At 71.7% G+C, this 23,572-nt stretch carries 22 protein-coding genes; 9 read left to right on the plus strand and 13 right to left on the minus strand.

The window, feature by feature from the left end; translation table 11 throughout:
• Window positions 1–7 precede the first annotated feature (7 nt).
• The 9 genes from puhE (at window position 8) to WDW90_RS00995 (ending at window position 8,969) form a co-directional block, all read left to right on the plus strand.
• On the plus strand, window positions 8–835 hold the full coding sequence (puhE, locus tag WDW90_RS00955) for a putative photosynthetic complex assembly protein PuhE (RefSeq protein WP_336485374.1): 828 nt from the start codon (window positions 8–10) through the stop codon (window positions 833–835).
• A 51-nt stretch (window positions 836–886) separates the two neighbouring features.
• Window positions 887–2,104 carry a 5-aminolevulinate synthase gene (gene hemA / locus WDW90_RS00960; RefSeq protein ID WP_336485375.1) on the plus strand — a complete coding sequence of 406 codons (1,218 nt, stop codon included), beginning with the start codon at window positions 887–889 and terminating at the stop codon, window positions 2,102–2,104.
• 161 nt (window positions 2,105–2,265) lie between these two features.
• Window positions 2,266–3,279 carry a magnesium chelatase ATPase subunit I gene (gene bchI, locus WDW90_RS00965; protein ID WP_336485502.1) on the plus strand — a complete coding sequence of 338 codons (1,014 nt, stop codon included), beginning with the start codon at window positions 2,266–2,268 and terminating at the stop codon, window positions 3,277–3,279.
• Window positions 3,276–5,015: a magnesium chelatase subunit D gene (locus WDW90_RS00970; protein WP_336485376.1), complete on the plus strand. Its 1,740-nt coding sequence runs from the start codon at window positions 3,276–3,278 to the stop codon at window positions 5,013–5,015. Before bchI ends, WDW90_RS00970 begins: the two co-directional genes overlap by 4 nt.
• Window positions 5,016–5,029: 14 nt before the next feature.
• Entirely contained in the window at window positions 5,030–5,932 is a 903-nt protein-coding gene (gene bchO / locus WDW90_RS00975; protein WP_336485377.1) for an alpha/beta fold hydrolase BchO, read from the plus strand.
• A gap of 143 nt (window positions 5,933–6,075) precedes the next feature.
• Window positions 6,076–7,605 (plus strand): phytoene desaturase, encoded by a 1,530-nt coding sequence (locus WDW90_RS00980; protein WP_336485378.1) that lies wholly within the window; start codon window positions 6,076–6,078, stop codon window positions 7,603–7,605.
• Window positions 7,586–8,692: a phytoene/squalene synthase family protein gene (locus WDW90_RS00985; protein WP_336485379.1), complete on the plus strand. Its 1,107-nt coding sequence runs from the start codon at window positions 7,586–7,588 to the stop codon at window positions 8,690–8,692. Before WDW90_RS00980 ends, WDW90_RS00985 begins: the two co-directional genes overlap by 20 nt.
• Window positions 8,689–8,841, plus strand: coding sequence for a hypothetical protein (locus WDW90_RS00990; RefSeq protein ID WP_336485380.1), 153 nt, complete (start codon window positions 8,689–8,691; stop codon window positions 8,839–8,841). Before WDW90_RS00985 ends, WDW90_RS00990 begins: the two co-directional genes overlap by 4 nt.
• A complete protein-coding gene (locus WDW90_RS00995) occupies window positions 8,838–8,969 on the plus strand; it encodes a hypothetical protein (protein ID WP_336485381.1) in 132 nt (43 codons plus the stop codon). Before WDW90_RS00990 ends, WDW90_RS00995 begins: the two co-directional genes overlap by 4 nt.
• 284 nt (window positions 8,970–9,253) lie before the next feature.
• On the opposite strand, the gene truB is transcribed toward WDW90_RS00995, so the two are convergent.
• The 13 genes from truB to WDW90_RS01060 all read right to left on the minus strand — a co-directional run bounded on the left by truB (window position 9,254) and on the right by WDW90_RS01060 (window position 23,572).
• Window positions 9,254–10,282, minus strand: coding sequence for a tRNA pseudouridine(55) synthase TruB (truB, locus tag WDW90_RS01000; RefSeq protein WP_336485382.1), 1,029 nt, complete (start codon window positions 10,280–10,282; stop codon window positions 9,254–9,256).
• A gap of 109 nt (window positions 10,283–10,391) precedes the next feature.
• Complete coding sequence (gene rbfA / locus WDW90_RS01005) at window positions 10,392–10,817, minus strand: 30S ribosome-binding factor RbfA (protein WP_336485383.1); 426 nt, start codon at window positions 10,815–10,817, stop codon at window positions 10,392–10,394.
• Between the two features lie 216 nt (window positions 10,818–11,033).
• A complete protein-coding gene (locus tag WDW90_RS01010; protein WP_336485384.1) occupies window positions 11,034–11,909 on the minus strand; it encodes a hypothetical protein in 876 nt (291 codons plus the stop codon).
• A 219-nt stretch (window positions 11,910–12,128) separates the two neighbouring features.
• Window positions 12,129–15,065 carry a translation initiation factor IF-2 gene (gene infB, locus WDW90_RS01015; RefSeq protein WP_336485385.1) on the minus strand — a complete coding sequence of 979 codons (2,937 nt, stop codon included), beginning with the start codon at window positions 15,063–15,065 and terminating at the stop codon, window positions 12,129–12,131.
• Window positions 15,066–15,887 carry an RNA-binding protein gene (locus tag WDW90_RS01020; protein WP_336485386.1) on the minus strand — a complete coding sequence of 274 codons (822 nt, stop codon included), beginning with the start codon at window positions 15,885–15,887 and terminating at the stop codon, window positions 15,066–15,068.
• 20 nt (window positions 15,888–15,907) lie between these two features.
• Window positions 15,908–17,527, minus strand: coding sequence for a transcription termination factor NusA (gene nusA, locus WDW90_RS01025; protein ID WP_336485387.1), 1,620 nt, complete (start codon window positions 17,525–17,527; stop codon window positions 15,908–15,910).
• A 58-nt stretch (window positions 17,528–17,585) separates the two neighbouring features.
• Window positions 17,586–18,362 (minus strand): ribosome maturation factor RimP, encoded by a 777-nt coding sequence (gene rimP / locus WDW90_RS01030; RefSeq protein WP_336485388.1) that lies wholly within the window; start codon window positions 18,360–18,362, stop codon window positions 17,586–17,588.
• A gap of 241 nt (window positions 18,363–18,603) precedes the next feature.
• On the minus strand, window positions 18,604–18,747 hold the full coding sequence (locus tag WDW90_RS01035) for a hypothetical protein (RefSeq protein WP_336485389.1): 144 nt from the start codon (window positions 18,745–18,747) through the stop codon (window positions 18,604–18,606).
• Window positions 18,748–18,830: 83 nt separating this feature from the next.
• Window positions 18,831–19,532 carry a hypothetical protein gene (locus WDW90_RS01040; RefSeq protein WP_336485390.1) on the minus strand — a complete coding sequence of 234 codons (702 nt, stop codon included), beginning with the start codon at window positions 19,530–19,532 and terminating at the stop codon, window positions 18,831–18,833.
• 136 nt (window positions 19,533–19,668) lie between these two features.
• Window positions 19,669–20,292, minus strand: coding sequence for a hypothetical protein (locus tag WDW90_RS01045; RefSeq protein WP_336485391.1), 624 nt, complete (start codon window positions 20,290–20,292; stop codon window positions 19,669–19,671).
• Between the two features lie 220 nt (window positions 20,293–20,512).
• Window positions 20,513–21,211, minus strand: a complete 699-nt coding sequence (locus WDW90_RS01050; RefSeq protein WP_336485392.1) for a hypothetical protein — start codon at window positions 21,209–21,211, stop codon at window positions 20,513–20,515.
• Window positions 21,208–22,353 carry a hypothetical protein gene (locus tag WDW90_RS01055; RefSeq protein ID WP_336485393.1) on the minus strand — a complete coding sequence of 382 codons (1,146 nt, stop codon included), beginning with the start codon at window positions 22,351–22,353 and terminating at the stop codon, window positions 21,208–21,210. The genes WDW90_RS01050 and WDW90_RS01055 overlap by 4 nt, the downstream gene beginning before the upstream one ends.
• A 184-nt stretch (window positions 22,354–22,537) precedes the next feature.
• Entirely contained in the window at window positions 22,538–23,572 is a 1,035-nt protein-coding gene (locus WDW90_RS01060; protein ID WP_336485394.1) for an aspartate-semialdehyde dehydrogenase, read from the minus strand.

The following is a 23,572-nucleotide window of genomic DNA, read 5'->3' on the forward strand; positions in this document are numbered from 1 at the left end:
GGGAGCGATGTCGTCCTACGCCGTGCCGCCCCTCTACGCGGTGGCGGTCTGGTGGTTCTCCACCGGGCTGATCATCCTGCTCGACCACCTGCCGCGCCGCACCTTCCCGTGGAGCATGGCGGGGGCGAGCCTCGTCCTCGCCGCCTCCCTCTGGCTGATCGGGGCGAGCGCGGGCGAGGCGAGCGAGGCGGGGGCCTACACGGCGTTCACGGCGGCGCTGCTCGTCTGGGGCTGGCAGGAGATCAGCTACTACATGGGCTTCGTCTCGGGCCCGCGCCCGCATGCCTGCCCGCCGGGCACGCGCGGCCTCGACCGGTTCCGGGCGGCCGCCGCCGCGAGCCTCTGGCACGAGGCGGCGATCGTGGTCGGGGCGCTGGCGATCCTGGCCCTGACCTGGGACGGACCGAACCGCTTCGCCCTCTGGACCTATCTCGTGCTCTGGGGAATGAACCTCTCGGCGCGGCTCAACATGTTCCTCGGCGTGCGCAACCTCAACGCCGAGTTCCTGCCCGACCATCTCAGCTATCTCGGCTGCTTCCTCGCGAGGAAGCCGATGAACCTGTTGTTCCCGGTCTCGGTCAGCCTCGCCACGCTGATCGTGGCGCTCCTCGGCCGGACCGCGCTCGCCGAGGAGATCACGCCCCACGAGGTGGTGGGCTTCACGATCCTCACCACCCTGATGGCGCTCGCGACCCTCGAGCACTGGTTCCTGATGCTGCCGCTGCCCTCCGCCGCCCTCTGGCAGTGGAGCCTGCCGGCACGGGCCGACAAGCCCGCGCCGATCACCGTCACCGCGCCCGAGCCGGTCGAGATCGGCCGCCGGGACGCCGCCTGAGCCCGCGGGCGAGAGAACCCGCACGAGAACACCACGGAAGGGGAGCCCCCGATGGATTACGAAGCGTTCTTCGGCGCCGAGCTGAACGGCCTCCATCGGGAGGGTCGCTACCGCGTCTTCACCGACCTGGAGCGCCAGGCCGGGCACTTCCCGCGGGCCATGCACCATCGGCCGGACGGCATGCGGTCCGTCACGGTCTGGTGCTCGAACGATTATCTCGGCATGGGCCAGAACCGGGCCGTGCTCGCCGCCATGCACGACGCGCTCGACCGCTGCGGCGCCGGCGCGGGCGGCACCCGCAACATCTCGGGCACCAACCATTACCACGTGATGCTTGAGCAGGAGCTCGCCGACCTCCACGGCAAGGAGGCCGCGCTGCTCTTCACCTCCGGCTACGTCTCGAACTGGGCGGCCCTCGGCACCCTGGCGGCGCGGCTTCCCGGCTGCGTCGTGCTCTCCGACGAGGGCAACCACGCCTCGATGATCGAGGGCATCCGGGCGAGCCGCGCCGAGCGACAGATCTTCCGTCACAACGACCCGGAGGACCTGAACCGGAAGCTCGGCCTGATCGACCGCGACCGGCCGAAGCTCGTCGCCTTCGAATCCGTCTACTCGATGGACGGCGACATCGCTCCGATCGCCGAGATCTGCGACGTAGCCGAGGCGCACGGCGCGCTCACCTATCTCGACGAGGTCCACGCGGTCGGCCTCTACGGCCCGCGCGGCGGCGGCATCTCGGAGCGCGAGGGTCTGGCCCACCGGCTCGACGTGATCGAGGGCACGCTCGGCAAGGCCTTCGCGGTGCACGGGGGCTACATCACGGGCTCGGCGAGGCTCTGCGACTTCGTGCGCAGCTTCGCCTCGGGCTTCATCTTCACCACCTCGCTTCCTCCCGCCGTGGCGGCGGGCGCGGCGGCGAGCATCCGCCACCTCAAGGCGAGCGGCGCGGAGCGGGCCCGCCACCAGGACCGCGTCGCCCGGGTGCGCGCGCGCCTCGACGCGGCCGACATCCCCTGCCTTTCGAACGACAGCCACATCGTGCCGGTGATGGTCTGCGACCCGGTGCTCTGCAAGGCGATCAGCGACACCCTGCTCGACGAGTTCGGCATCTACGTGCAGCCGATCAACTACCCGACCGTGCCGCGCGGCACCGAGCGCCTGCGCATCACGCCCTCGCCGCTGCATACGGATGCCGACATCGAGCATCTCGTCGAGGCGCTCTCCACGATCTGGCGGCGGATCGGGCTGGAGAAGGTCGCCGCGGAGTAGGAGCCATGACCTTCGAGGAGCGGCACGAGAGCCACGCCGGCGACGGCGAGGCGACGAACGGCGCCCCGCCGGGCCGGGCGACCGAAGCGCGCCGGGCCCCGCGCGCGCAACGCGCAACGGCCGCGCGCGGCGTTTCCCGGGAGGAGGCCGGCGCCCCGGCCATGCCGGCCTTCCCCTTCTCGGCCATCGTCGGGCAGGACGAGATGAAGCGGGCGCTGCTGATCGCGGCGGTGGACCCGAGCATCGGCGGCGTGCTCGTCTTCGGCGACCGCGGCACCGGCAAGTCGACGGCGATCCGGGCACTCGCGGCGCTGCTGCCGCCGATGCGGGCGGTACCGGGCTGCCCTTATGCCTGCGATCCCGCGGCCCCGGCCGCCGCCTGCCCGCATTGCGCGGGCGCGGAGGGCGCGCGGCGCGGCCGCCTCGTGCCGGTCCCGGTGGTCGACCTGCCGCTCGGCGCCACGGAGGACCGGGTCGTCGGCGCCCTCGACCTGGAGCGCGCGCTCACGCGCGGCGAGAAGGCGTTCGAGCCGGGCCTGCTGGCGCGGGCCAATCGCGGCTTCCTCTACATCGACGAGGTGAACCTGCTCGAGGACCACCTCGTCGACCTCCTCCTCGACGTGGCGGCCTCCGGGATCAACACGGTCGAGCGCGAGGGCCTGAGCCTGCGCCACCCCGCCCGCTTCGTCCTCGTCGGCAGCGGCAACCCGGAGGAGGGGGAGTTGCGGCCGCAGCTCCTCGACCGGTTCGGCCTCGCCGTCGAGGTGACGACGCCCGTCGACATCGCGACCCGCATCGCGGTGGTGCGCGGCCGCGACGCCTTCGAGCGCGATCCCGCGGGCTTCGCGGAGAGCCACGCGAAGGCCGAGCGCGCCCTGCGCCGGCAGGTCGGCGCCGCCCGCGAGCGCCTCGGCGGCATCGCCGTGCCGGACGCGGCGCTCGAGGCCGCGGCGCGGCTCTGCCTCGCGCTCGGCACCGACGGCCTGCGCGGCGAGCTCACCCTGATGCGCACCGCCCGCGCGCTCGCGGCCCTCGACGGCGCCGACAGCGTCGGCATCGACCAGATCCGGCGCGTCGCGCCGTCCGCCCTGCGCCATCGCCTGCGCCGCAACCCGCTCGACGAGGCCGGCTCGACGGCCCGCGTCGCCCGCGCGGTCGCGGAGGTGCTGGCGTGACGGAGCCGGAGGCGGCCCGCACGCTCTGGGCGGACGCGCTGCGCGTCGCCGAGTTGGTCGCCGCCGACCCGCCGGCCTGCGGCGGCGTCTGGCTGCGGGCGGGGGCCGGCCCGGTGCGCGAGGCCTGGATCGCGGCCCTGCGCGGCGCCCTCGCGGCCGGTACGGCCGTCCGCCGGATGCCCGCGACGATCGCGGATGACCGCCTCCTCGGCGGCCTCGACCTCGCCGCCACCCTTCGCGCCGGACGCCCGGTCCTGCAGCGGGGCCTGCTCGCGGAGGCCGATCGCGGCCTCGTCGTGGTGCCGATGGCCGAGCGCCTGACGGCCGGCACCGCCGCCCGGCTCGCCGCCTCCCTCGACACCGGCACGGTCGTTCTCGCCCGCGAGGGACTGGCCGAGCACCTGCCCGCCCGTGTCGGCCTGATCCTGCTCGACGAGGGCGCGGGCGAGGAGGAGGCGCCGCGGGCGCTCACGGACAGGCTCGCCTTCCACCTCGACCTGACGAGCCTCGGCCTGCGCGACATCGCCGAGCCGGTACCGCCTTCGGCCGAGGATCCGGCCCGCGAGGCTCGCCCCGAGGCGGACGCGGCCGCCGCCCTCTGCGCCGTCGCCGAGGCGATCGGCTGCGCCTCGCTGCGCGGGCCGCTCCTCGCCCTGCGGGTCGCGCGTCTCGCCGCCGCGCGGGCGGGCCGCTCCGCGGTCGGGACGGGCGACGCCGTTGAGGCCGCCCGCCTCGTGCTCGCCCCGCGCGCGACGCGCCTGCCCGTCGCCGAGGCGGCACCCGAGCCGGACCAGGCCCCCGCGCCCGGGCCGCCGCCGGATGCCGACGAGGGCGATGCCGCGCGGAGGCCGGACGGCCCCCTCGACGAGGTCGTGCTCGAGGCCGCCCGCGCGGCGATCCCGCCTGGCCTGCTCGCGCTCCTGACCGAGGGCGGGCCGCGCCCCCGCATAGCCCGAACCGGGCGCGGCGGCGGGCCCGCCGCCGCCCTGTCCGGTCGCCCCGCCGGGGCCCGGCCTGGCGATCCGCGCCGCGGCCGCCTCGCCCTCGTCGAGACCCTGCGGGCGGCCGCGCCCTGGCAGGGCTTGCGGCGGGGCGGGGAGGATGGTCCGACCATGCCCCGCCGCATCCTGGTCCGCCCGGACGACCTGCGCATCCGCCGCTACCGGCAGCGCAGCGAGACCACCACGATCTTCGCGGTCGACGCGTCCGGCTCCTCGGCGCTGGAGCGCCTGGCTGAAGCCAAGGGCGCGGTCGAGCTCCTGCTCGCCGAATCCTACGTCCGGCGCGACCGCGTCGCGCTCGTGGCCTTCCGCGGCCTCGGCGCCGATCTCCTGCTGCCGCCGACCCGCTCGCTGGTACGCGCCAAGCGCGGCCTCGCGGGCCTGCCGGGCGGCGGCGGCACGCCGCTGGCGGCCGGGCTCGACGCGGCGCTCGGCGTTGCCGATTCCGTCCGCCGCTGCGGCGGCGAGCCGGTCGTCGTCCTCCTCACGGACGGGCGCGCCAACGTCGCGCGCTCGGGCGAGGCCGGCCGCGCCCGGGCCGGCGAGGACGCGCTCGCCTCCGCCAGGGCCTTCCGGGCGGCGGGCCAGCGCGCGATCCTGATCGATACCGCGCAGAGGCCGCAGGAGGCGGCCCGGCGCCTCGCCGAGGCGATGGCGGCCCGCTACCTGCCCCTGCCGCGGGCCGATGCCGGCACCCTGAGCCAGGCTGTGCGCTTCGCCGGCCGGAGCCCGTGAGCGGGACGCCACCGATGTTCACGCGCGACGAGGACCGCCCGCTCTGGGAGCGCGAGGGCCGCGACTGGCCGCACCGCGCCGCGAGCCGCTTCGTCGAGGCGGCGGGCCTGCGCTGGCACGTCCAGGAGATGGGCGCGCCCGATCGCCCGCCCCTCGTGCTCGTGCACGGAACCGGCGCGGCGACGCATTCCTGGCGGGGGCTGATGCCGCGCCTCGCCGAGCAGTTCCGCGTCGTCGCGCCGGACCTGCCGGGCCACGGCTTCACCGATCCGCTCCCCGACCGGCGCCTGTCCCTGCCCGGCATGGCGTCTGCGCTCGGCGACCTCCTGCGCCATCTCGGCATCGAGCCGGCGGTCGCGGTCGGCCACTCGGCGGGGGCGGCGATCCTCGCCCGGCTCTGCCTCGACGGCGGCATAGAGCCCCGCCTGCTCGTCGCCCTCAACGGCGCCCTCAAGCCATTCCCGGGCATGGCCGGGCTGATCTTCCCCGGCATGGCCCGGATGCTGTTCCTCAACCCCGTCACGCCCCGGGTCTTCGCCTGGACCGCCGACCGGACGGCGGTTGAGCGGCTGATCCGCGGCACCGGCTCGAGCCTCGACCGGCAGGGCCTCGATCTCTACCGCCGTCTGTTCCAGAAGCCCGGTCACGTCGCGGGAGCTCTCGGCATGATGGCGAACTGGAACCTCGACGCACTCGACCGCGACATCGGCCGGCTCGCGACCCGCACGCTCCTGATCGTCGGCGCCGACGACAAGGCAGTCGCGCCGGAGGCCGCCTTCGCGCTGCGCGACCGCCTGGCGGACGCGCGCGTCGACCTGATGCGCAACCTCGGCCACCTCGCGCACGAGGAGGCGCCGGACAAGGTCGCCGCGTCGATCGTCCGCGAGGCCGAATCGCTCGGCCTCCTGCCGGGATAGGCGGCGCCGGACAATCTCCGGGCAGCGGCGCGCGGGTTCTGGGGCCGCACCCGCTCGCCCGGGGCGATGGAGCGTGGCGGGGCGGGAGAGAATTCCGCCGGACCGTCTTGCCAGAGGCCCGTCCGCACCCATACTGTCTGATTATGTTGACAGATGAAACGTCAATATTATTGGGCGGCAACACGCGCCGCCGGCCCCGCGCCGTCGTGATCGGCAGCGGATTCGGCGGCCTCGCGGCGGCGGTGCGGCTCGGGGCGCGCGGCTACCGCGTCACGGTGCTGGAGCGGCTCGGGCAGCCCGGCGGCCGGGCCCGCGTCCACAGGCAGGACGGCTTCACCTTCGATGCCGGGCCGACCATCGTCACGGCGCCGTTCCTGTTCGAGGAACTCTGGGCGCTCTGCGGGCGGCGCCTCGCGGACGACGTCCACCTCGTGCCCATGCACCCGTTCTATCGCATCCGCTTCGAGGACGGCGCCAGCTTCGACTACAGCGGCGACGAGGCCGCCATGCGGGCGGAGGTCTCCCGCGTCTCGCCCGCGGACGTTGCCGGCTACGAGCGCTTCATGGCCCGGAGCGAAGCGATCTGCCGCGTCGGCTTCGAGGAGCTCGGCCACGTGCCGTTCAACTCCCTCGCGGACATGCTGCGCATCCTGCCCGACCTCGTGCGGCTCGGCGGCCATCGCAGCGTCTACGACGTCGTGGCGGCCCATATCCGCGACGAGCGGCTGCGCACCATCTTCAGCTTCCACCCGCTCCTCATCGGCGGCAGCCCGTTCCGGGCGAGCGCGATCTACTGCCTGATCGCCCATCTCGAGCGGCGCTGGGGCGTGCACTTCGCGATGGGCGGCACCGGGCGGCTCGTCGACGGGCTCGTCGGCCTGATCCGGGGGCAGGGGGGCGAGGTCCGCTGCGGCGCCGAGGCGGAGCGGATCCTCGTCGAGGAGGGCCGCGCCACCGGCGTGCGGCTCGCGGGCGGCGAGCGGATCGCGGCCGAGATCGTGGTCTCGAACGCCGATTCCGCCCACACCTACTCGCATCTCCTGGCGGGCGCCGGCCGCCGCCGCTGGAGCGACCGGCGCCTGGCGCGGGCGAGTTCCTCGATGGGCCTGTTCGTCTGGTACTTCGGCACGAGCCGCAAGTACCCGGATGTCGCCCACCACACGATCCTGATGGGGCCGCGTTACCGCGGCCTGATCGACGACATCTTCCGGCGCAAGGTCCTCAGCCCCGATTTCAGCCTCTACCTGCACCGCCCGACCGAGACCGACCCGATGCTGGCCCCGCCCGGCTGCGACGCCTTCTACGTGCTCGCCCCCGTGCCGAACCTCGCGGGCGGCCAGGACTGGGCGACCTGCGCCGAGCCCTATCGCCGGGCGATCGAGCAGCATCTCGCCGCGACCGTGCTGCCGGGCCTGTCGGAGGCGATCGTCACCTCGAAGGTGACGACGCCCCGCGACTTCGCCGACGATTTCCTGAGTTTCCGTGGCTCCGGCTTCGGGCTCGAGCCGGTGCTGACGCAATCCGCCTGGTTCCGGCCCCACAACGCGTCCGAGGACGTGCGCAACCTCTACCTCGTAGGGGCGGGCACGCATCCGGGCGCGGGGCTGCCGGGCGTCCTCTCCTCGGCCAGGGTTCTCGATCGGGTGGTGCCGGATGCGCGCGTCTTCGCTTGAGCTTTCCGAGGACGCGGCAGAGACCGGAGGGCATGCCGGGCCGGCCGATCACGCGGCTTGCCGGGCGGCGATCCGGGCCGGCTCGCGCAGCTTCCACGCCGCCTCGCTGCTGCTACCGCCCGCGATGCGGCGGGCGGCCTACGGCCTCTACGCCTTTTGCCGCTTCTCGGACGATGCGGTCGACGACCCGGAGGCGGCGGCGGGCAAGGCCGGAGCGGTCGCGCGGCTCGAGATGCGGCTCGCCAGGGCCTATGCCGGCGCGCCCGCCGACGGCCCGGCCGACCGGGCGCTCGCCGACATCGTGGCCTCCCACGCGATCCCGCAGGCGCTGCCGGCAGCCCTCCTCGACGGCCTCGCCTGGGACGCAGCCGGGCGCCGCTACGAGACGCTCGGCGACCTCTGCGCCTACGGGGCCCGCGTCGCCTCCTCGGTCGGCGCCATGATGACGCTGATCATGGGCGTGCGCGATCCCGCGGTGCTGGCCCGGGCCTGCGATCTCGGCGTGGCGATGCAGCTCACCAACATCGCCCGCGACGTCGGCGAGGATGCCCGCGCCGGCCGGCTCTACCTGCCCCTGCGCTGGCTGCGCCAGGAGGGCATCGATCCGGAGGCGTTCCTGGCCGCGCCCGCGGCGACGCCGGCGCTCGCCCGCGTGGTGGGACGCCTGCTCGAAGCCGCCGACGTGCTCTATGCCCGCGCCGAGTCCGGCATCGCCGGCCTGCCGCCGTCCTGCCGCCCCGCGATCCGGGCGGCTCGCCTGATCTACGCGGAGATCGGCCTTGAGATCGCGCGCCGGGACCACGATTCCGTCACCCGGCGCGCCCGTGTCGGCCCGGGGAGAAAGACCGCGCTGCTGCTGCGGGCTCTGCTGCCGCTCGCCGCCGAGGCGGAGCGCGCGGCGCCGGCCCTGCCCGAGACCGCGTTCCTGATCGACGCCGTGACGGAGCGACCTCCGGCATCGGAGCGCGTCCCGGAATCCGAGCGCGCCCGGGCGGCGTGGTGGGACGTGGCGGGTCAGGTCGTGCGCGTGCTCGACATGATCGAGGTGCTGCGGGAGCGGGAGGCGCTCACCCGCGAAGCGTCGTGAGCGATCCGTTCTTCGCCTTCTTCGACATCGGCCTCGTCTTCGCGCTCGCCCTCGGCCTCGCGATCTGGCAGCTCGTCGTGCTCAGGCGCGCGATCCGCCGGGATCGCGAGCGGGCAGGGGCGGCCGGGCGCGGGAGCGACGCTCCGTGATCGCCTCGACCGCGCTGGAACTCGTGCTGATCGCGCTCGCGGCCTGGCAGCTCGTCGTGGTCCGCCGGAGCATTCGGGCCGACCGCGGGAAGGCGGTCCGGGACGACGCGCCCGGGCCGGAGCCGTGAGCCGCAGTCGCGATACGGCCCCGTCGCCGGTTCGGCGCTAGCCTTCCCACCTTCCCCCTCATCCTGAGGCGCCGCAGCGCAGCGGAGGCCTCGAAGGAGGGTTCCAGGGAGCGCGGGGGCCAATGGCGGCCTCCTTCGAGGCCGCTGACGCGGCGCCTCAGGATGAGGGCGAGGGTGAGAGCCTTCCCACCCGTGCCGGAGGTGTCGAGCGGTCGGTCATAGGATCGGAACGGCCCTCGATCGAGCGGAGGCCGGCGCCGCACCCGCCGCGGCTGCCCCGATGCCTATTCCTGCCGGCCGCCGGTGCCACCGAGGTGGAAGACGCGGTGCGGCACGAGTTCGCCCCGCTCCACGTCGCCGACCGCCACAAGGATGCCGCTGCAGGTTGCGAAGATCTTGCCCTCCACCGGCGCGTCGCGCCCGCGCAGGATCACGGGCTGGCCGCGCATCAGGCGCAGCGCCATGTCGCGGGAGACCGCCACGGAGGGTATCGCGTCGAGCGCCGTCTCGACCGGGCGCAGATGGGGGGCGCTGCCCTCCGGCCCCGCCGCCTCGAGAGCCGCGACCGAGCAGGATTCGGCCTCGGCGAAGGGGCCGACGCGGGTGCGCCGCAGGGCCGAGACGTGGCCGTAGCAGCCGAGCACGCGCCCGAGGTCGCGCGCGAGCGCCCGCACGTAAGTGCCCTTGCCGCACTCGGCCGCGATCACGGTGCGGTCGGCCTCGTGCTCCACCACCGCGAGATGGTCGATCTGCACCGGGCGCGCCGTGAGCTCGACGGTCTCGCCGTCGCGGGCGAGATCGTAGGCGCGCTCGCCCGCGATCTTGATCGCCGAGAAGCGCGGCGGCACCTGCTCGATCGCTCCGATGAAGCGCGGCAGCGCAGCCTCGACGGCCTCGCGGGTCGGCCGCGCGTCGCTCGTCGCGACCGGGTGCCCCTCGGTGTCGTCCGTGTCGGTCTCGGTGCCCCAGCTGACAGTGAACAGGTAGGCCTTGCGGCCGTCCATCACGAAGGGAACGGTCTTCGTCGCCTCGCCGAGCGCGATCGGCAGGATGCCGGAAGCCAGCGGGTCGAGGGTGCCGGCATGGCCCGCCTTCTTGGCATTGAAGGCGCGCTTGACCACCGCGACCGCGTGGGTCGAGGTCATGCCGACGCCCTTGTCGAGGATCACCCAGCCGCTCACGTCGCGCTTCTTCGGGCGGTCCGGCCGCGGTCCGCCGCGCAAGGGGCGCCGTCCCTCCGGCGGCCTGCGGTCGGCTGTGCGGGGCATCTCGGGCGCGGTCACGGGGCGCTCGATCGGCGGATGATCGTTCATGAATTCCTCGGTCAATGACGGGCCGCCGCTCGGGAGGGCGGACTTGCCGCCGCCATCCCCGGGCCCGTCGGTCACTTCGAAAGGATCTCGCGCCTCCGGCCGCTCCGGATCAATGTCCGGGCTCGGCCTCGGGTTCGCCGTCCGCTGCCGGTCCGAGATCGCGCTGGACCTTGTCGCTGCGCAGGAGCGCGTCGATCCGGGCCGCCTCGTCGAAGGTCTCGTCGCGGCGGAAGCGGAGTTCGGGCGCGTATTTCAGGTTCACCCGCCGGGCGACTTCCTGGCGAAGCACCTTGCGGTTGCGTTCGAGCGCCGCGATCACGGGCGCCTCGTCCTGCCCGCCGAGCGGCATCACGTAGGCCGTGGCGAGCTTGAGGTCGGGCGACATCCGGACTTCCGGCACGGTCACGACATGGGAGCCGAGCACCGGATCCTGGATGTCGCCGCGCTGGAGAACCTCCGCCAGGGCGTGGCGGACGAGCTCGGCCACGCGCTGCTGGCGCTGCGAGGGGCCTTGGGTCGGTTGCTTCTGGGCCATCAGGACGTCTAACGAATTCGGCGGCGAATGGTCCCACGGGCGCATGGACCGAGCGGCCGGCAACGCCCCTCGCGTCTGGGAGCGGCTTGCGCGGCCGGGATCGGTCCGTCCACCTGCCGAACGTCGCCGGAGCACGGAACGAGGTGCAGCCGCGGGGGTCGGCGGCAGGCTGTGCCGGCGCCGTCCGGGAATCGACTGGCCTCGAAGGCGCTTCCTTTAGCGCAAATACTCGTTCGGGATATAGGCCTGTCGCGCGCGTTTCGCCGTCGCCGGCACGCGAGCAGGGTGATCGTGGATATGCGCCGCGTACATGCGGTCGATCCAGCCGGCATTCTTGAAGACGCGCTTCGCGCGCAGGACGTTGAAGGGCGCGAGCTTGCGCAGACGATGCGCCTCGTTGAACTCGCGCGCGGCGAGAAGCTCGCCGTTCCAGGGATTGGCGCCGTCCATGCCGACATCGTCGAGGTAGACCGGCACGATCGGCAGGTACTGGTCCGCGCCCCCCTCGAGGATGCCCAGGACCTTGACGGCCGACGAGTAGTAATCGACGTCGACCGAGACGAAACCGATCGGAGCGGCGGGCGAGACGGAGGCGAGGAAGTCGGGGATCGTGGCCTCGACATCCCCGATGACGAGGCGGCAGCGCGCGGGCAGCGCCCGGCGCAGGGCCTCGAAATCCATCGGGAAGTCGCCCTCCTGGAAATATTCCGGCATGTCGCGGTGGTCGATCGCGGGGGGCATGCCCGCGCCGGTGTCGAAGCCGACGACGTCGATCCCGACGCCCGTGGCCGCCTCGGTGCGCCGCGCCAGCTCGCACATGTTCATGAGTCCCGCGCCGGCCGCGACGCCGAACTCGAGAACCGTGATCCGCCGCAGGCCCTGCCGCTTGGCCTCCTCGGCGGCGAACAGGATCGGGAAGGCGTATTGCTGGCGCACCATGAGGTCGAAGGCGACCTTGGCGCGGTAGGGCCCGAACAGGGCGACGCCGAGCGAGATGAGGTTGAGGTGCAGCGGCTCGGTCAGCCGCTCGACGAAGATCTTCTTGTATTTCCCGTCCGTCAGCGCCCGACGGACGACGTAGGAACTCAGCATCGCCCGCGCCCCCGCGGCACAGATCGCCGCTTCATCTTGATACCGACAGTCCAGCGGCAAGCTAGTCAGTACAGAGGCGGATGAACAGGGCGGCACGCCCGGATGCCGGGACGAATCGGGCATCAACCTTAAGGGACGGTCCGGTTTCGTACCCCGCCGACGAGACGGGGGCGCGGCCCTGGCGACCGCGCCCCTCGGGTAGGCCGGATCCGGATCGCCTCAGAGGGTGCGGCGGATCTCCTCGACGCGGTAGCACTCGATGACGTCGCCCGCGCGCATGTTCTCGTAATGCTCGAAGGCCATGCCGCATTCCTGGCCCGACGTGACTTCCTTCGCGTCGTCCTTGAAGCGCTTGAGCGTCTTCAGCTTGCCCTCGTGGATCACGACGTTGTCGCGGATCAGGCGGACATGCGCGCCGCGCTCGACGATGCCGTCGGTGACGCGGCAGCCGGCCACCTTGCCGACCTTCGAGACCTCGAAGATCTCCTGGATCAGGGCCTCGCCCAGGCGCTCCTCGCGCAGCGTCGGCGGCAGCATGCCCGACATCGTGGATTTGATGTCGTCCACGAGGTCGTAGATGATGTTGTAGTAGCGGATCTCGACGCCGGCCCGCTCGGCCGCCTCGCGCGCTTCCTTGTGGGCGCGCACGTTGAAGCCGATGACGACGGCCTTCGAGGCCTGCGCCAGGGTGATGTCCGACTCGGTGATGCCGCCGACGCCCGCGAGCAGGATGCGGGCCGAGACCTCGTCGTTGCCGAGCTTCTCCAGCGCCCCCGAGATGGCCTCGACCGAGCCCTGCACGTCGCCCTTGATGACGATGGGCAGCTCCTTGCGGCCGGCGCCTTCCTTGAGGTCGCGCATCATGTCCACGAGCGAGCGGTTGGCCCCGCCCGTGCGGGCATTCTGGCGCTCGCGCTTGGTGCGGGCACGGTACTCCGTGACCTCGCGGGCCCGGGCCTCGTTCGGCACCACGATGACGCGGTCGCCCGCGTCCGGGGTGCCGTTGAAGCCGAGGATCTCCACCGGCACCGAGGGTCCGGCGTACTGGATGTTCTCGCCCTGGTCGTCGATCAGGGCGCGCACGCGGCCCCACTCGGCGCCCGCCACCACGATGTCTCCGGTGAAGAGCGTGCCGCGCTGCACGAGCACCGTCGCCACCGGGCCGCGGCCGCGGTCGAGCTGGGCCTCGATGACCGTGCCCTCGCCGTCGCGCTTCTCGTTGGCGCGCAGGTTCATGATCTCGGCCTGGATCTGGATGCCCTCGAGCAGATCCGGCAGGCCGGCGCCGGTCTTGGCCGAGACCTCGAATTCCAGGGTCTCGCCGCCCATCGACTCGACCTGGATGTCGTGCTGCAGCAGCTCCGTGCGGACCCGCTCCGGCCTCGCGTCCGGCTTGTCGATCTTGTTGACGGCGATGATCATCGGGACGTTCGCCGCCTTGGCGTGCTGAATCGCCTCGACCGTCTGGGGCATCACGCCGTCATCGGCCGCCACCACGATCACCACGATGTCCGTCACCTTGGCGCCGCGGGCGCGCATGGAGGTGAAGGCCGCGTGGCCGGGGGTGTCGATGAAGGTGATGAGGTCGCCGGACGGCGCCGCGACCTGGTAGGCGCCGATATGCTGGGTGATGCCGCCGGCCTCGCCCGAGACGACGTTCGCCTTGCGGATCGCGTCGAGCAGCGAGGTCTTGCCGTGGTCGACGTGGCCCATGATGGTCACGACGGGCGGACGCGGATCGAGATCCTCCTCCAGATCCGGCTCGTCGGAGGTCAGGCCCTCCTCGACGTCGGATTCGGCGACGCGGCGGACGGTGTGGCCCATCTCCTCGGCGATGAGCTGGGCGGAATCCGAATCGATCACGTCGGTGATCTTGTGGATCTGGCCCTGCTTCATCAGCAGGCGGATCACGTCGACCGCCCGCTCCGACATGCGGTTGGCGAGCTCCTGGATGGTGATCGTCTCGGGGATCGTCACCTCGCGGGACAGCTTCTCCTTCTGCTCCGTCTGCCGGTGCCCGCTCATGCGCTGCTGGCGGCGCCGGAACGAGGCGACGGAGCGCGTGCGCTCCTCCTCGCCCGCGGTGGCGTTGGCGATGGTGAGGCGGCCGCGGTTGCGGTCGCCGCCCGGGGATTTCGGGGTCTTGGGCGGCGTGATGATCTTGAGCGGCATGCCGGGCCGCCGGATCACGCGCTTGGTCTCGGCCTCCTCCTCGGCGGGCGCGGCGGCGGAGCGGCCGGCAACGGGCCGGGCCGCGCCCGCGGCGCCGGCCGGGCGGGCGGCGGTCGCCGGGCTCGGCGCCTTCTCGGGCTCGGGAGCCGGAGCGGGACGCGCCATGAAGCTGAGGTCGCGCGGCTTGCGCACGTCCGCCGTGATGGTGCGGCGCGGCTCGCCCGCGGGGGGGCGGGGCATGATCGGCGGGCGCGCGGCGGGCGTCGCGGCGCGGGCGGGCGCAGCGCCAGCCGGGCGCACCGGCGCGGCAGCGGCCGGGCGGGCGGGCGGGGGAGCCGGGCGCGCGGCCGGCGCGGCGGCTTGCGCCGGGGCCGGGGCGGCGGCTTGCGCCGGGGCCGGGGCGGCGGGCTGGGCCGCGGATTCGGCGGGGGCGGCGGCGGGCTCGCCGCGGGCGGCATCGGCATCGGCGCGGCGGCGCGCCTCCTCGGCCGCGTGGCGGCGGTGCTCGTCCTCCTGGCGGCGGCGGGCTTCCTCGTCGCGCTTGCGCGCCTCGGCGGCCTCGCGCTCGCGCTGCTCGGCGGCCTCGCGCTCGCGGCGCTGGCTGGCCTCCTCCTCGGCCTGGCGGCGGACGTCCTGCTCGCGGCGCTGGGCGTCCGCGAGGGCGGCGGCGCGGGCGTCGCGCTCCTGCTCGCTCAGGGTCCGCAGCACGACGCCGGAAGCCGAGCGCTGGGCGGGTGCGGGGCGGGCGGGGGCGGCGGCCGCCGCGGGCGCCGGACGGCTGGCGGGCGCGGCCTCGCGGGGCGCCGCCGCGCCGGGCGCGGCGCCGATGACGCGGCGCTTGACCGTCTCGACCACGACCTGCTTGGAGCGGCCATGGGAGAAGCTCTGACGCACGGTCCCCTGCTCGATCGGACGCTTCAAGGAGAGCGGCTTCGAGGGTGCCTTCGTCAAAGTCTTGTCGCCCGGATTGTTCGTATCGCTCATTCAGCCCAAACCCTGAGGGTTTCCATCGTCCCGTGCACCGGCAACCTGCGCAGCGCCGGCCAGATCCGTCACATCGTCGTCAAGCAGAGCGGAGTCGGTCTCGCCGTCGCGGGCGGAACCGGTCTCCTGCGTCGTCGTGGCAACGCCCTCGAAAGAGCGGTACCGACGCCAGCGCGCCAGGCAGCCGGAAGCGCCGACTCCTGCGACGAGCGCAGCGTGTATCACATGATCCCGACCCAAGGCCATGTCCAATTCTTCATTGGACAGGTCGTCGATGACCGGTACGCGGGATATGGCGTCGCCGTGCCGCCGGTACAATGCCGCGCCGATCTTTCGTCGCCCGTCCGGGCTCGCGTCCGAGGCGTGCAGCACGGCCGCGACCCCCGGCCGGCCGCCGATCGCGTCCTCGACCTTGCCGAAGCCGGTCACGACGCAGCCCGCCTTGTTGGCGAGCGCCAGCGACTGGCGCAGATCCGCCCGCAGGCCCGCGGCCACGCGCTCGGCGAGGTCGGCCGGCACCTCGACGCCCTTGCTCCTGAAGGCCCGCTGGAACAGCCGCCGGCGCACGGCCTCCTCGACCTCGGCCCGCCGGGCCGTGACCCAGGCGCCCCGGCCGGGCAGCCGGGCGCGCAGATCCGGCACCACCTGGCCTTCCGGCCCGATCACGAAGCGGATCAGGCCCGCGGGCGCCTGCGCGACGCGCGTGGCGATGCAGGTCCGCTCCTGGCCCTGGCGCCCGCGCAGGGGCCCGGCATCGAGGGCGAGCCCCTCCGCCGTCCCCGACGCGGCCTCGCCGGCCGTCCCGCTGCCTGCCCGAACCATCGCGGCGCCGCTCTCCCCGCTCAGCCCGCCCGGGCCTCGGTCTCGACGGCCTCGTCCTGGGGCTCGCCCTCCTCGGCCTCGGGCTCCGGCAGGGCCTCGATCCAGCCGGCCTTGAGGCGGGCGGCCATGATCATGGCCTCGGCCTCGGCCCGCGACAGCTCGAACCCGTCGAGATAGCCGGCGTGGCGCACGGCCTCGGCGCCGCGCCCCTCCGTGTAGCCCACGAGGTCGTCGGTGGCGCAGCCCGCGAGATCCTCGACCGTCTTCACCTCGTTCTCGCCGAGCGCCACGAGCATCGGCGTGGTGATGCCCTCGATCTCGCGCAGCTCGTCGGCGACGCCGAGCTCCTGGCGGCGGGAATCGTATTCCTGCTCGACGCGGGCGAGGTGATCCTGGGCGCGCGCCTGGATCTCGGCGCCGGTCTCCTCGTCGAGGCCCTGGATGCCGGAGAGCTCCTGCGTCTCGACATAGGCGATCTCCTCCACCGAGCGGAAGCCTTCCGCGGCGAGGAGCTGGCCGACCGTCTCGTCGACGTCGAGCGCCTCCATGAAGACCTGGGTGCGCTCCGCGAACTCCTTCTGGCGGCGCTCCGATTCCTCGGCCTCCGTCAGGATGTCGATGTCCCAGCCCGTGAGCTGCGAGGCGAGGCGGACGTTCTGGCCGCGGCGGCCGATCGCCAGCGAGAGCTGGTCGTCGGGCACCACCACCTCGATCCTGTCCGCCTCCTCGTCCAGCACCACCTTCACGACTTCCGCCGGCTGCAGGGCGTTCACGATGAAGGTCGCCTGGTCCTCCGACCACGGGATGATGTCGATCTTCTCGCCCTGCAACTCGCCCACCACCGCCTGGACGCGCGAGCCCCGCATGCCGACGCAGGCGCCGACCGGATCGATGCTGCCGTCCCGCGAGATCACGGCGATCTTGGCCCGCGAGCCCGGATCGCGGGCCACCGCCTTCACCTCGACGATGCCGTCGTAGATCTCGGGCACCTCCTGGCCGAAGAGCTTGGCCATGAATTGCGGGTGCGAGCGCGAGAGGAAGATCTGGGGTCCGCGGACCTCGCGGCGCACGTCGAACAGGTAGGAGCGGATGCGGTCGCCCGGGCGGAAGGTCTCGCGCGGGATCATCTCGTCGCGCCGCACGATGCCCTCGCCGCGGCCGAGATCGACGATGACGTTGCCGTACTCGACGCGCTTGACGAGGCCGTTCACGATCTCGCCGATGCGGTCCTTGTACTCGTCGTACTGGCGGTCGCGCTCGGCGTCGCGGACCTTCTGGACGATGACCTGCTTGGCCGATTGCGCGGCCACGCGCCCGAAATCGAAGGGCGGCAGGGTGTCGGAGATCACGTCGCCGACCTGGGCGGCCGGGTTGTAGCGCCGGGCCTGGTCGAGGGTGATCTCGCGGGCGTCGTTCTCGACGAGGTCCACCACCAGGAGGTGGCGCGAGAGGCGCAGCGCACCGGTCTTCGCGTCGATCTCGGCATGGACGTCGGTCTCGGCGCCGTAGCGCGAGCGGGCGGCCTTGGCGATCGCCTCCTCCATCGCGTCGATCACGATGGAGCGGTCGATCACCTTCTCGCGGGCGACCGCGTCGGCGATCTGCAGGAGTTCGAGCCTGTTGGCACTGACGACGGCCATCCTTGTCGGTCCTTCTGTTCGTCTCGCGTCTCGGGCCCGCGCCGCGGCGCGGGATCGTTCAGTGGAGCTTGCCGGAATCCTTGAGGCGCACCGCCTTGGTGACGGCGGCCTTCGCCTTGCGCTTCTGCTCCGGCGTCCTCGGGGGCTTGGCGGGTTTCGCCATGCCCGGCTTGGCCTTGGCGGGCTTGCCCGCCTTCAGCTTCGGCCGCTGCGGCCCCGGCACGAGCCGCACCGCGTGGGGGGCGTCGGCCTCGACCTGATCGTCCTCGAGATCCTCGTCCTGCGGCGGCGCCGAGCCGCGCCGGAGCGATTCGCGGATCAGCTCGTCGGTGAGCACGAGATGGGCCTCGGCGAGGTCGCGCAGCGGCAGCTCGATGCGGCTCGGCAGGCCTTCCTTCACGTCCGGCAGGTCGATCGGCACCGTGGCGCCGTCGGTGCTCGGTCCGCCGATCAGGCCGCGGAAGCGCTTGCGCCCGTCGAGCGGCACGGCGAGCTCGACCTTGGCCTCGTGGCCGGCCCAGCGCGCGAAGTCCGAGGCCCGCACCAGCGGCCGGTCGATCCCCGGCGAGGAGATCTCGAGATGGTAGGGCGTGCCGACCGGATCGTCGAGGTCGAGGATCGGCGAGAGCGCGCGGCTGACCGCCTCGCAATCCTCCACGCTCATGCTGCCGTCCGGACGCTCGGCCATGATCTGCACCGTGCAGCCGTTCGCGCTCGACACCTTCACGCGCACGAGCCGGAAGCCGAGGCCCTCGATCGGGGCCTCCACCGCCCGCGCGACGCGCGCGGCGACGCCGGTCTCGCTGATCAGACGCTTCTCGGAAGTCTCGGCCATGCCGTGCGCTCAAGGATCCGACGTGGAACTCGGTCGGCTCTGGCGGTCGGGCGTCGCGGCAATAAAAAAGAGCGGACCCCGGGGGGCCCACTCCGAACCGCAGCCTCACGACTGCAACCAGAACTGTCGAACCGGCTATACGCCGAAATCCCGCGAATTCAAGCGTTTTCGGCGCGGGGCCGGCCGCGGCGGGCCTTGGTGCCGAGTGCCGGCCTTGCCGCCGACGGGCGCCGACCTCCCGTCACCGGGCGGCCGCGTAGGACACGACCGGCGGCGTCGGCGGCGCGGCCCGATCGGTGAGGATGACGGCGAGGATCCAGGCCGTGACGAGGGCGAGGAAGGCGGCCTCGCGCGGGCTGAGGCGTCGCGGGTTCGGCTCGGGCATGGGCGGGACCGAAGTTCGGGAGCGGGAGCCCCCTTGTGCCCGCCGATTGTTTCGCGATTATGTGGGAAATTTGCCCACGCATTTCATGCGGCGACCTCGAATGGGAAGGGCGTCGGCTGCCAGTAGGGTTCGAGGGCGGTGCCGCGCACGTTCTCGGCCTCCCAGCGATGGAGAAGCGCGGCGAGCGCCGCCCGGTCGTCGGCCATCAAAGGCTCGCCGAGTTCGCAGAGCCGGTCGTAGGTGCGTTGATAATGTTCGGACACCACCTTGCCCTTGACGAATGGCGCCGCGTGGGGGAGCCACAGGGCGCGCGCGGCGTCGAACTCGCCGAGCGCGATCGACGTCACGACATGCCTGTCCCATCCGAAACAGATCAGCCGATCCTCGCTCGCGCGGATGTACTCGACGGCGGATCGGGCGCAGGTGACCGAGCGCATGAGCGGAAGCACGTCCGACTCGACGCAGTTGAAGAAGGCCTCCTCAAGCGACGGGTCCGCCCATTCCCAGAGGTTGCCGCCGCCAGGATTCGGCTGATAATCCGAGCGATAGAATTCCGCGGAGTAATGCCCAAGACCTCGCGTCGGCCATGCGTCATGCATGTACAGACCCGTCAGAAACCATTTAAGAGAAAAGAACCAATGGTTTCGACAGCGAAGGATGGCGATCGTGCGGGCTACGTGCCGTATCGGGAGATGCCATAGCACATTTCGCTCGAGATGAACGAGTTCATTGCTCGAGGATAGCGTGCGCCTGACGAGTTTCTTGATCTGACGCGCTGTTGTCATCTTCGCGGCCTCACTTGAATGATGATGAGAAGCTTCCGTTGAAGAGCCGGCATATCGCCGGGGCCACGAACGCTTCCGAATCAGGCCGCTCAGACTGCCGGCTCCGCGTGCCGCACAGCCGGTCTGGAATCCCTCTTCAGTTGGGTTGGTCGTCCTGCTGCGGTCGTTGGCTGAGCGTGATCATCGCTTCGAGGCGCGCCACCACGTCCTCGGGCACGGGCCAGGTCGCCACGCCGTCCCGCTCCAGGGGAAACGGGGTTGGCTGCCAGTGGCGCTCCGCTTCCAGCCAGGTGATGTTCTCCGCCTCCCAGGCATAGAGCGTCCCCGCGAGACCGGCACGATTCTCGGCCAGCAGATCGTCCCGAAGCGTCGCGAGAATGCCGAGTTCCCGAGCGAAGTGGTGCATGACGGGCCGCTTCGCCTCGTAGTCGCTGCGCATCCAATTCTGATAGCGCCTCCACAGGACATCGAAGGTCTTCTTGGCTGAGATCAAATCGCCGAGGGCGACATCCAGTATCAGATCGGTGATGGGACGATGATTGGGCGCCCACATCCAGTGTGTCCGCTGGAGCGCGACGTAGTTTTCCAGCGTGCCGACCGCCCGGAAGAACGGCAGGATCTCGACCTCGATCCTGGTCCGCAATTCGTCTTCCATCATCGGATCGGACCACCGCCAGAGCCGTTTAGGTCCCTGCCGACAGAGTCTTTCACCGAATCGACCGAAGGGCAGAAAATCGGGGCGTGGCTCGATCGTGTCCATGATATGCCAGGATGGAACGCCGACGTCCTCGTTCGAGGATCGATCGACCGTGACGCGGCAGGCCAGGTGCCGGATCGGCGTGGGCCAGATCCTGATCCGGTCGAGCTGCGCGACGTCGCGGTTCCTCTTCAGGATCGGGAGGAAGAGCTGGCGGACCTGCTTCTTGGTCGTCATGCGCTCCGGCCTGACCGGGGGAGGGCGGGCTCGCGATCCGGTTCGGTCAGGTCGCGCGTTCCAGCGGGAAGGGCGTCGGCTGCCAGTACGGCTCGAGAGCCGTGCCGCGCACGTTCTCGGCCTCCCAGCGGTGGAGGATCCGCGCGAGCGCGTCCCGATCATCCGCCAGGAGCGGGGCTCCGAGCTCACGGTAGCGGTCCCACGGGTTCCGTGACCCGGGCGGTGGCGCATCCGGGCCGAGTTGATGGCGCGCCGTGTCCAGCCAGATCCGGCGGGCGGTCTCGAGATCGCCGAGCGCGACAGCCGCCGCCATGTTCCACGGCCAGCCTCGAAAGTCGCTCGACTCGTCATGCGCCTTCATGAAGGTCAGCGCCTTCTCCGTCGTGTCGAGCGACCGCAGCAGCGGCAGCATGACCTCCTCGACACGGACGACGAAATCTTCCGCCATCGTCGGATCAGACCAGACCCAGGTTCCGCCGCCGATCTCGTCCCAGAATTGCCTGGAACGTGGAACCTGCGAGAAGCACAGGCCGAGGGTGTAGCCCGGAATGGACTTTGGGCCGAACAGCTCCATCAGGCGCCACTTCAAAGTGAAGTAACGTGCCATTGAACTGCGCTCAATAGAGATCTTCCGCGCGACCTGTCCGAGAGGCAGCAGCCAGATGGCGTGGTCGAGCAGCACGAGGTCGGGATGGCGTTCCAGCAATGGCCGCACGAGCTTCCTGATCTGTCTCGCTGTCGTCATCTTCGCGGCCTCACTTGAATAATGATGATCCTTGTAGTCTCCGGAAACATTCGCTTCGCTACCGTTGCGAAATAAAGAGCGCGCGAAGGTTCCAGCCCTTTTCGTCCGGTTTTGTAGTCGTAGACGCAGACGGTACCGGGCACGGTCCGCTCATACAGGTCGAGCCGTACGCTACCCTTCTTGCTGCCTCCCGGGTCCTTTCCATCTTTAGCGACGGATACTTCAGCACGTAAATTCGGATCCCCCTTGCGATTAAATATATCGGCAAGTTTGTAGTGCAAGATATCTCCAAACCGTTGAGGCGTCAGGGGCAAGCCCGACCGCCGGAGTTCCTCGGCGACCCTGTCCGTCTCCGCCTGGATCTCTTCGGCACGCGGACATGCGCGATTAAGGTCATCCAAATCGACAGTGCCCACCCAAATGGCCGGGTCCTGCTTGAAATCCTCGCTCGGCTTGTATTCCTGAGCCGACAGGCCCAGCACCGACCCGAACCCGCCATTCCGGGCGGCCAGAACCGCCAAGAGTATCGCGGCCAGTTCGACCGTCGCCGGGACGACGAGCGGAAGCGCCGGCAGAAAGGCCGGTTGGAGGGTCGCAGCCGGCTCCGCGCCCGTCGCTGTGAAGACGCTGCGCCCCAGCACCTCGCCCGTCGCCCCATCCCGGATGGTCTGCGTGTCGCCCGAGGTCTCGAAGACCCGGCTCTCCCCGTCCGGGCCCGTGACGGTGTGCTCCTCGTCGCCCGCGCGCGGGCCCGCATGGATCCGGATGCTGAGGACCTCGGACCCGTCCTCGAGCAGCGTGCGCTCCCGGCTGCGTTCCCCGGCGCCCGCATCGTCCTCGGAGGCGAGCGAGGTCCAGCGGCCCGGGCCCACGAGCGCGGGATCGACCAGCGCGGGATCGACCATCACGGGATCGGCCGTCGCGGGATCCCGCGTCGCCTCGGCGCCATCCCCGCCCGGCCCTCCGTCCTCGGAGACCCATCGCCCGCCATCCGGCTGCCCGGCCGGGGCGCGCGGCTGGTCGGGCCTGTACTTGCGGGAGAGGCTGCGCGAGAGCCGCACCAGCTCCGTCTCGACCGCGAGGCCCGCCAGCACGTGGCGGATCCGGCCGATCTCGCTCTCGCGCGGTGTGGGACTCAGCATCGGCTGCACCTGGGTTCATGTTTTGTTCTAGTTTGTGGTACAGATTCCTAGGTCTCCTGTCATATCACTTGCGCGTGAGAACCCGGCGCGGCGCGGCGCAACCACGAGAAACGCCGCCCCGCGGGGGCGGGGCGGCGTCAACGAAGACCGGATCTCGGGGCAGAGCTTGAGGCGTTTCGGGGCCTCAAGCGGCCTGGCGGGCCTTACCCAGCAACTTGCGATTGATGAGGACCTCGGCGATCTGCACGGCGTTCAGCGCCGCCCCCTTCCGCAGGTTGTCCGACACGCACCAGAAGGCGAGCCCGTTCTCGACCGTCGCGTCCTCGCGGATGCGCGAGACGTAGGTCGCGTCCTCGCCCGCCGCCTCGTGAGGCGTCATGTAGCCGCCGGGCTCGCGCTTATCGACCACGAGCACGCCCGGCGCCGCGCGCAGGATCTCGGTGGCCTGCTCGGGCGAGAGCGGGCGCTCGAACTCGACGTTGACCGATTCGGCGTGCCCGATAAAGACCGGCACGCGCACGGCGGTGGCCGTGAGCTTGATCTTCGGGTCGAGCATCTTCTTGGTCTCGGCGACCATCTTCCACTCTTCCTTCGTGTAGCCATCCTCCATGAAGACGTCGATATGGGGGATGACGTTGAAGGCGATGCGCTTACTGAACTTCTCGACCTTCACCTCGCCCGCCGTGAACACGGAGCGGGTCTGGTTGAAGAGCTCGTCCATGGCGTCCTTGCCGGCGCCCGAGACCGATTGGTAGGTCGAGACCACGACGCGCCGGATCGTCGCCGCCTCGTGGAGCGGCTTCAAGGCCACGACGAGCTGCGCGGTCGAGCAGTTCGGGTTGGCGATGATGTTGCGCTTGGTGAAGCCCACGACCGCGTCGGCATTCACCTCCGGCACGATGAGGGGCACGTCGGCGTCGTAGCGGAAGGCCGACGAGTTATCGATCACCACGCAGCCCTGGGCGCCGATGCGGGGCGACCACTCCTTCGAGGCCTCGCCGCCCGCCGACATCAGGCAGATGTCCGTGTCCGAGAAGTCGTAGGTGTCGAGCGCTTTGACCTTCAGGATCTTGTCGCCGAAGGAGACGTCCTGGCCCTGGCTGCGGCGCGAGGCGAGCGCCACGACCTCGTCGGCCGGGAAGGCCCGTTCGGCCAGGATATCGAGCATCTCGCGGCCCACGTTGCCCGTGGCACCGACGACGGCGACCTTGTAACCCAT

The organism is Methylobacterium nigriterrae (assembly GCF_037106235.1).
GTDB classification, from domain to species: domain Bacteria; phylum Pseudomonadota; class Alphaproteobacteria; order Rhizobiales; family Beijerinckiaceae; genus Methylobacterium; species Methylobacterium nigriterrae.

Bases quoted from the DNA above. Each gene is read 5' to 3' on its own strand.
- WDW90_RS01055 (WP_336485393.1), bottom strand. From the start codon at position 22,353: ATGCTGAGTCCCACACCGCGCGAGAGCGAGATCGGCCGGATCCGCCAC.
- rimP (WP_336485388.1), bottom strand. From the start codon at position 18,362: ATGGCCGAGACTTCCGAGAAGCGTCTGATCAGCGAGACCGGCGTCGCC.
- WDW90_RS01060 (WP_336485394.1), bottom strand. From the start codon at position 23,572: ATGGGTTACAAGGTCGCCGTCGTCGGTGCCACGGGCAACGTGGGCCGC.
- truB (WP_336485382.1), bottom strand. From the start codon at position 10,282: ATGAACGATCATCCGCCGATCGAGCGCCCCGTGACCGCGCCCGAGATG.
- bchI (WP_336485502.1), top strand. From the start codon at position 2,266: ATGCCGGCCTTCCCCTTCTCGGCCATCGTCGGGCAGGACGAGATGAAG.
- WDW90_RS00980 (WP_336485378.1), top strand. From the start codon at position 6,076: ATGTTGACAGATGAAACGTCAATATTATTGGGCGGCAACACGCGCCGC.
- hemA (WP_336485375.1), top strand. From the start codon at position 887: ATGGATTACGAAGCGTTCTTCGGCGCCGAGCTGAACGGCCTCCATCGG.
- WDW90_RS00985 (WP_336485379.1), top strand. From the start codon at position 7,586: ATGCGCGCGTCTTCGCTTGAGCTTTCCGAGGACGCGGCAGAGACCGGA.
- WDW90_RS01020 (WP_336485386.1), bottom strand. From the start codon at position 15,887: ATGGTTCGGGCAGGCAGCGGGACGGCCGGCGAGGCCGCGTCGGGGACG.
- puhE (WP_336485374.1), top strand. From the start codon at position 8: ATGTCGTCCTACGCCGTGCCGCCCCTCTACGCGGTGGCGGTCTGGTGG.
- WDW90_RS01045 (WP_336485391.1), bottom strand. From the start codon at position 20,292: ATGGACACGATCGAGCCACGCCCCGATTTTCTGCCCTTCGGTCGATTC.
- infB (WP_336485385.1), bottom strand. From the start codon at position 15,065: ATGAGCGATACGAACAATCCGGGCGACAAGACTTTGACGAAGGCACCC.
- WDW90_RS01035 (WP_336485389.1), bottom strand. From the start codon at position 18,747: ATGCCCGAGCCGAACCCGCGACGCCTCAGCCCGCGCGAGGCCGCCTTC.
- rbfA (WP_336485383.1), bottom strand. From the start codon at position 10,817: ATGGCCCAGAAGCAACCGACCCAAGGCCCCTCGCAGCGCCAGCAGCGC.
- WDW90_RS01040 (WP_336485390.1), bottom strand. From the start codon at position 19,532: ATGACAACAGCGCGTCAGATCAAGAAACTCGTCAGGCGCACGCTATCC.
- WDW90_RS01010 (WP_336485384.1), bottom strand. From the start codon at position 11,909: ATGCTGAGTTCCTACGTCGTCCGTCGGGCGCTGACGGACGGGAAATAC.
- nusA (WP_336485387.1), bottom strand. From the start codon at position 17,527: ATGGCCGTCGTCAGTGCCAACAGGCTCGAACTCCTGCAGATCGCCGAC.
- WDW90_RS01050 (WP_336485392.1), bottom strand. From the start codon at position 21,211: ATGACGACAGCGAGACAGATCAGGAAGCTCGTGCGGCCATTGCTGGAA.
- bchO (WP_336485377.1), top strand. From the start codon at position 5,030: ATGTTCACGCGCGACGAGGACCGCCCGCTCTGGGAGCGCGAGGGCCGC.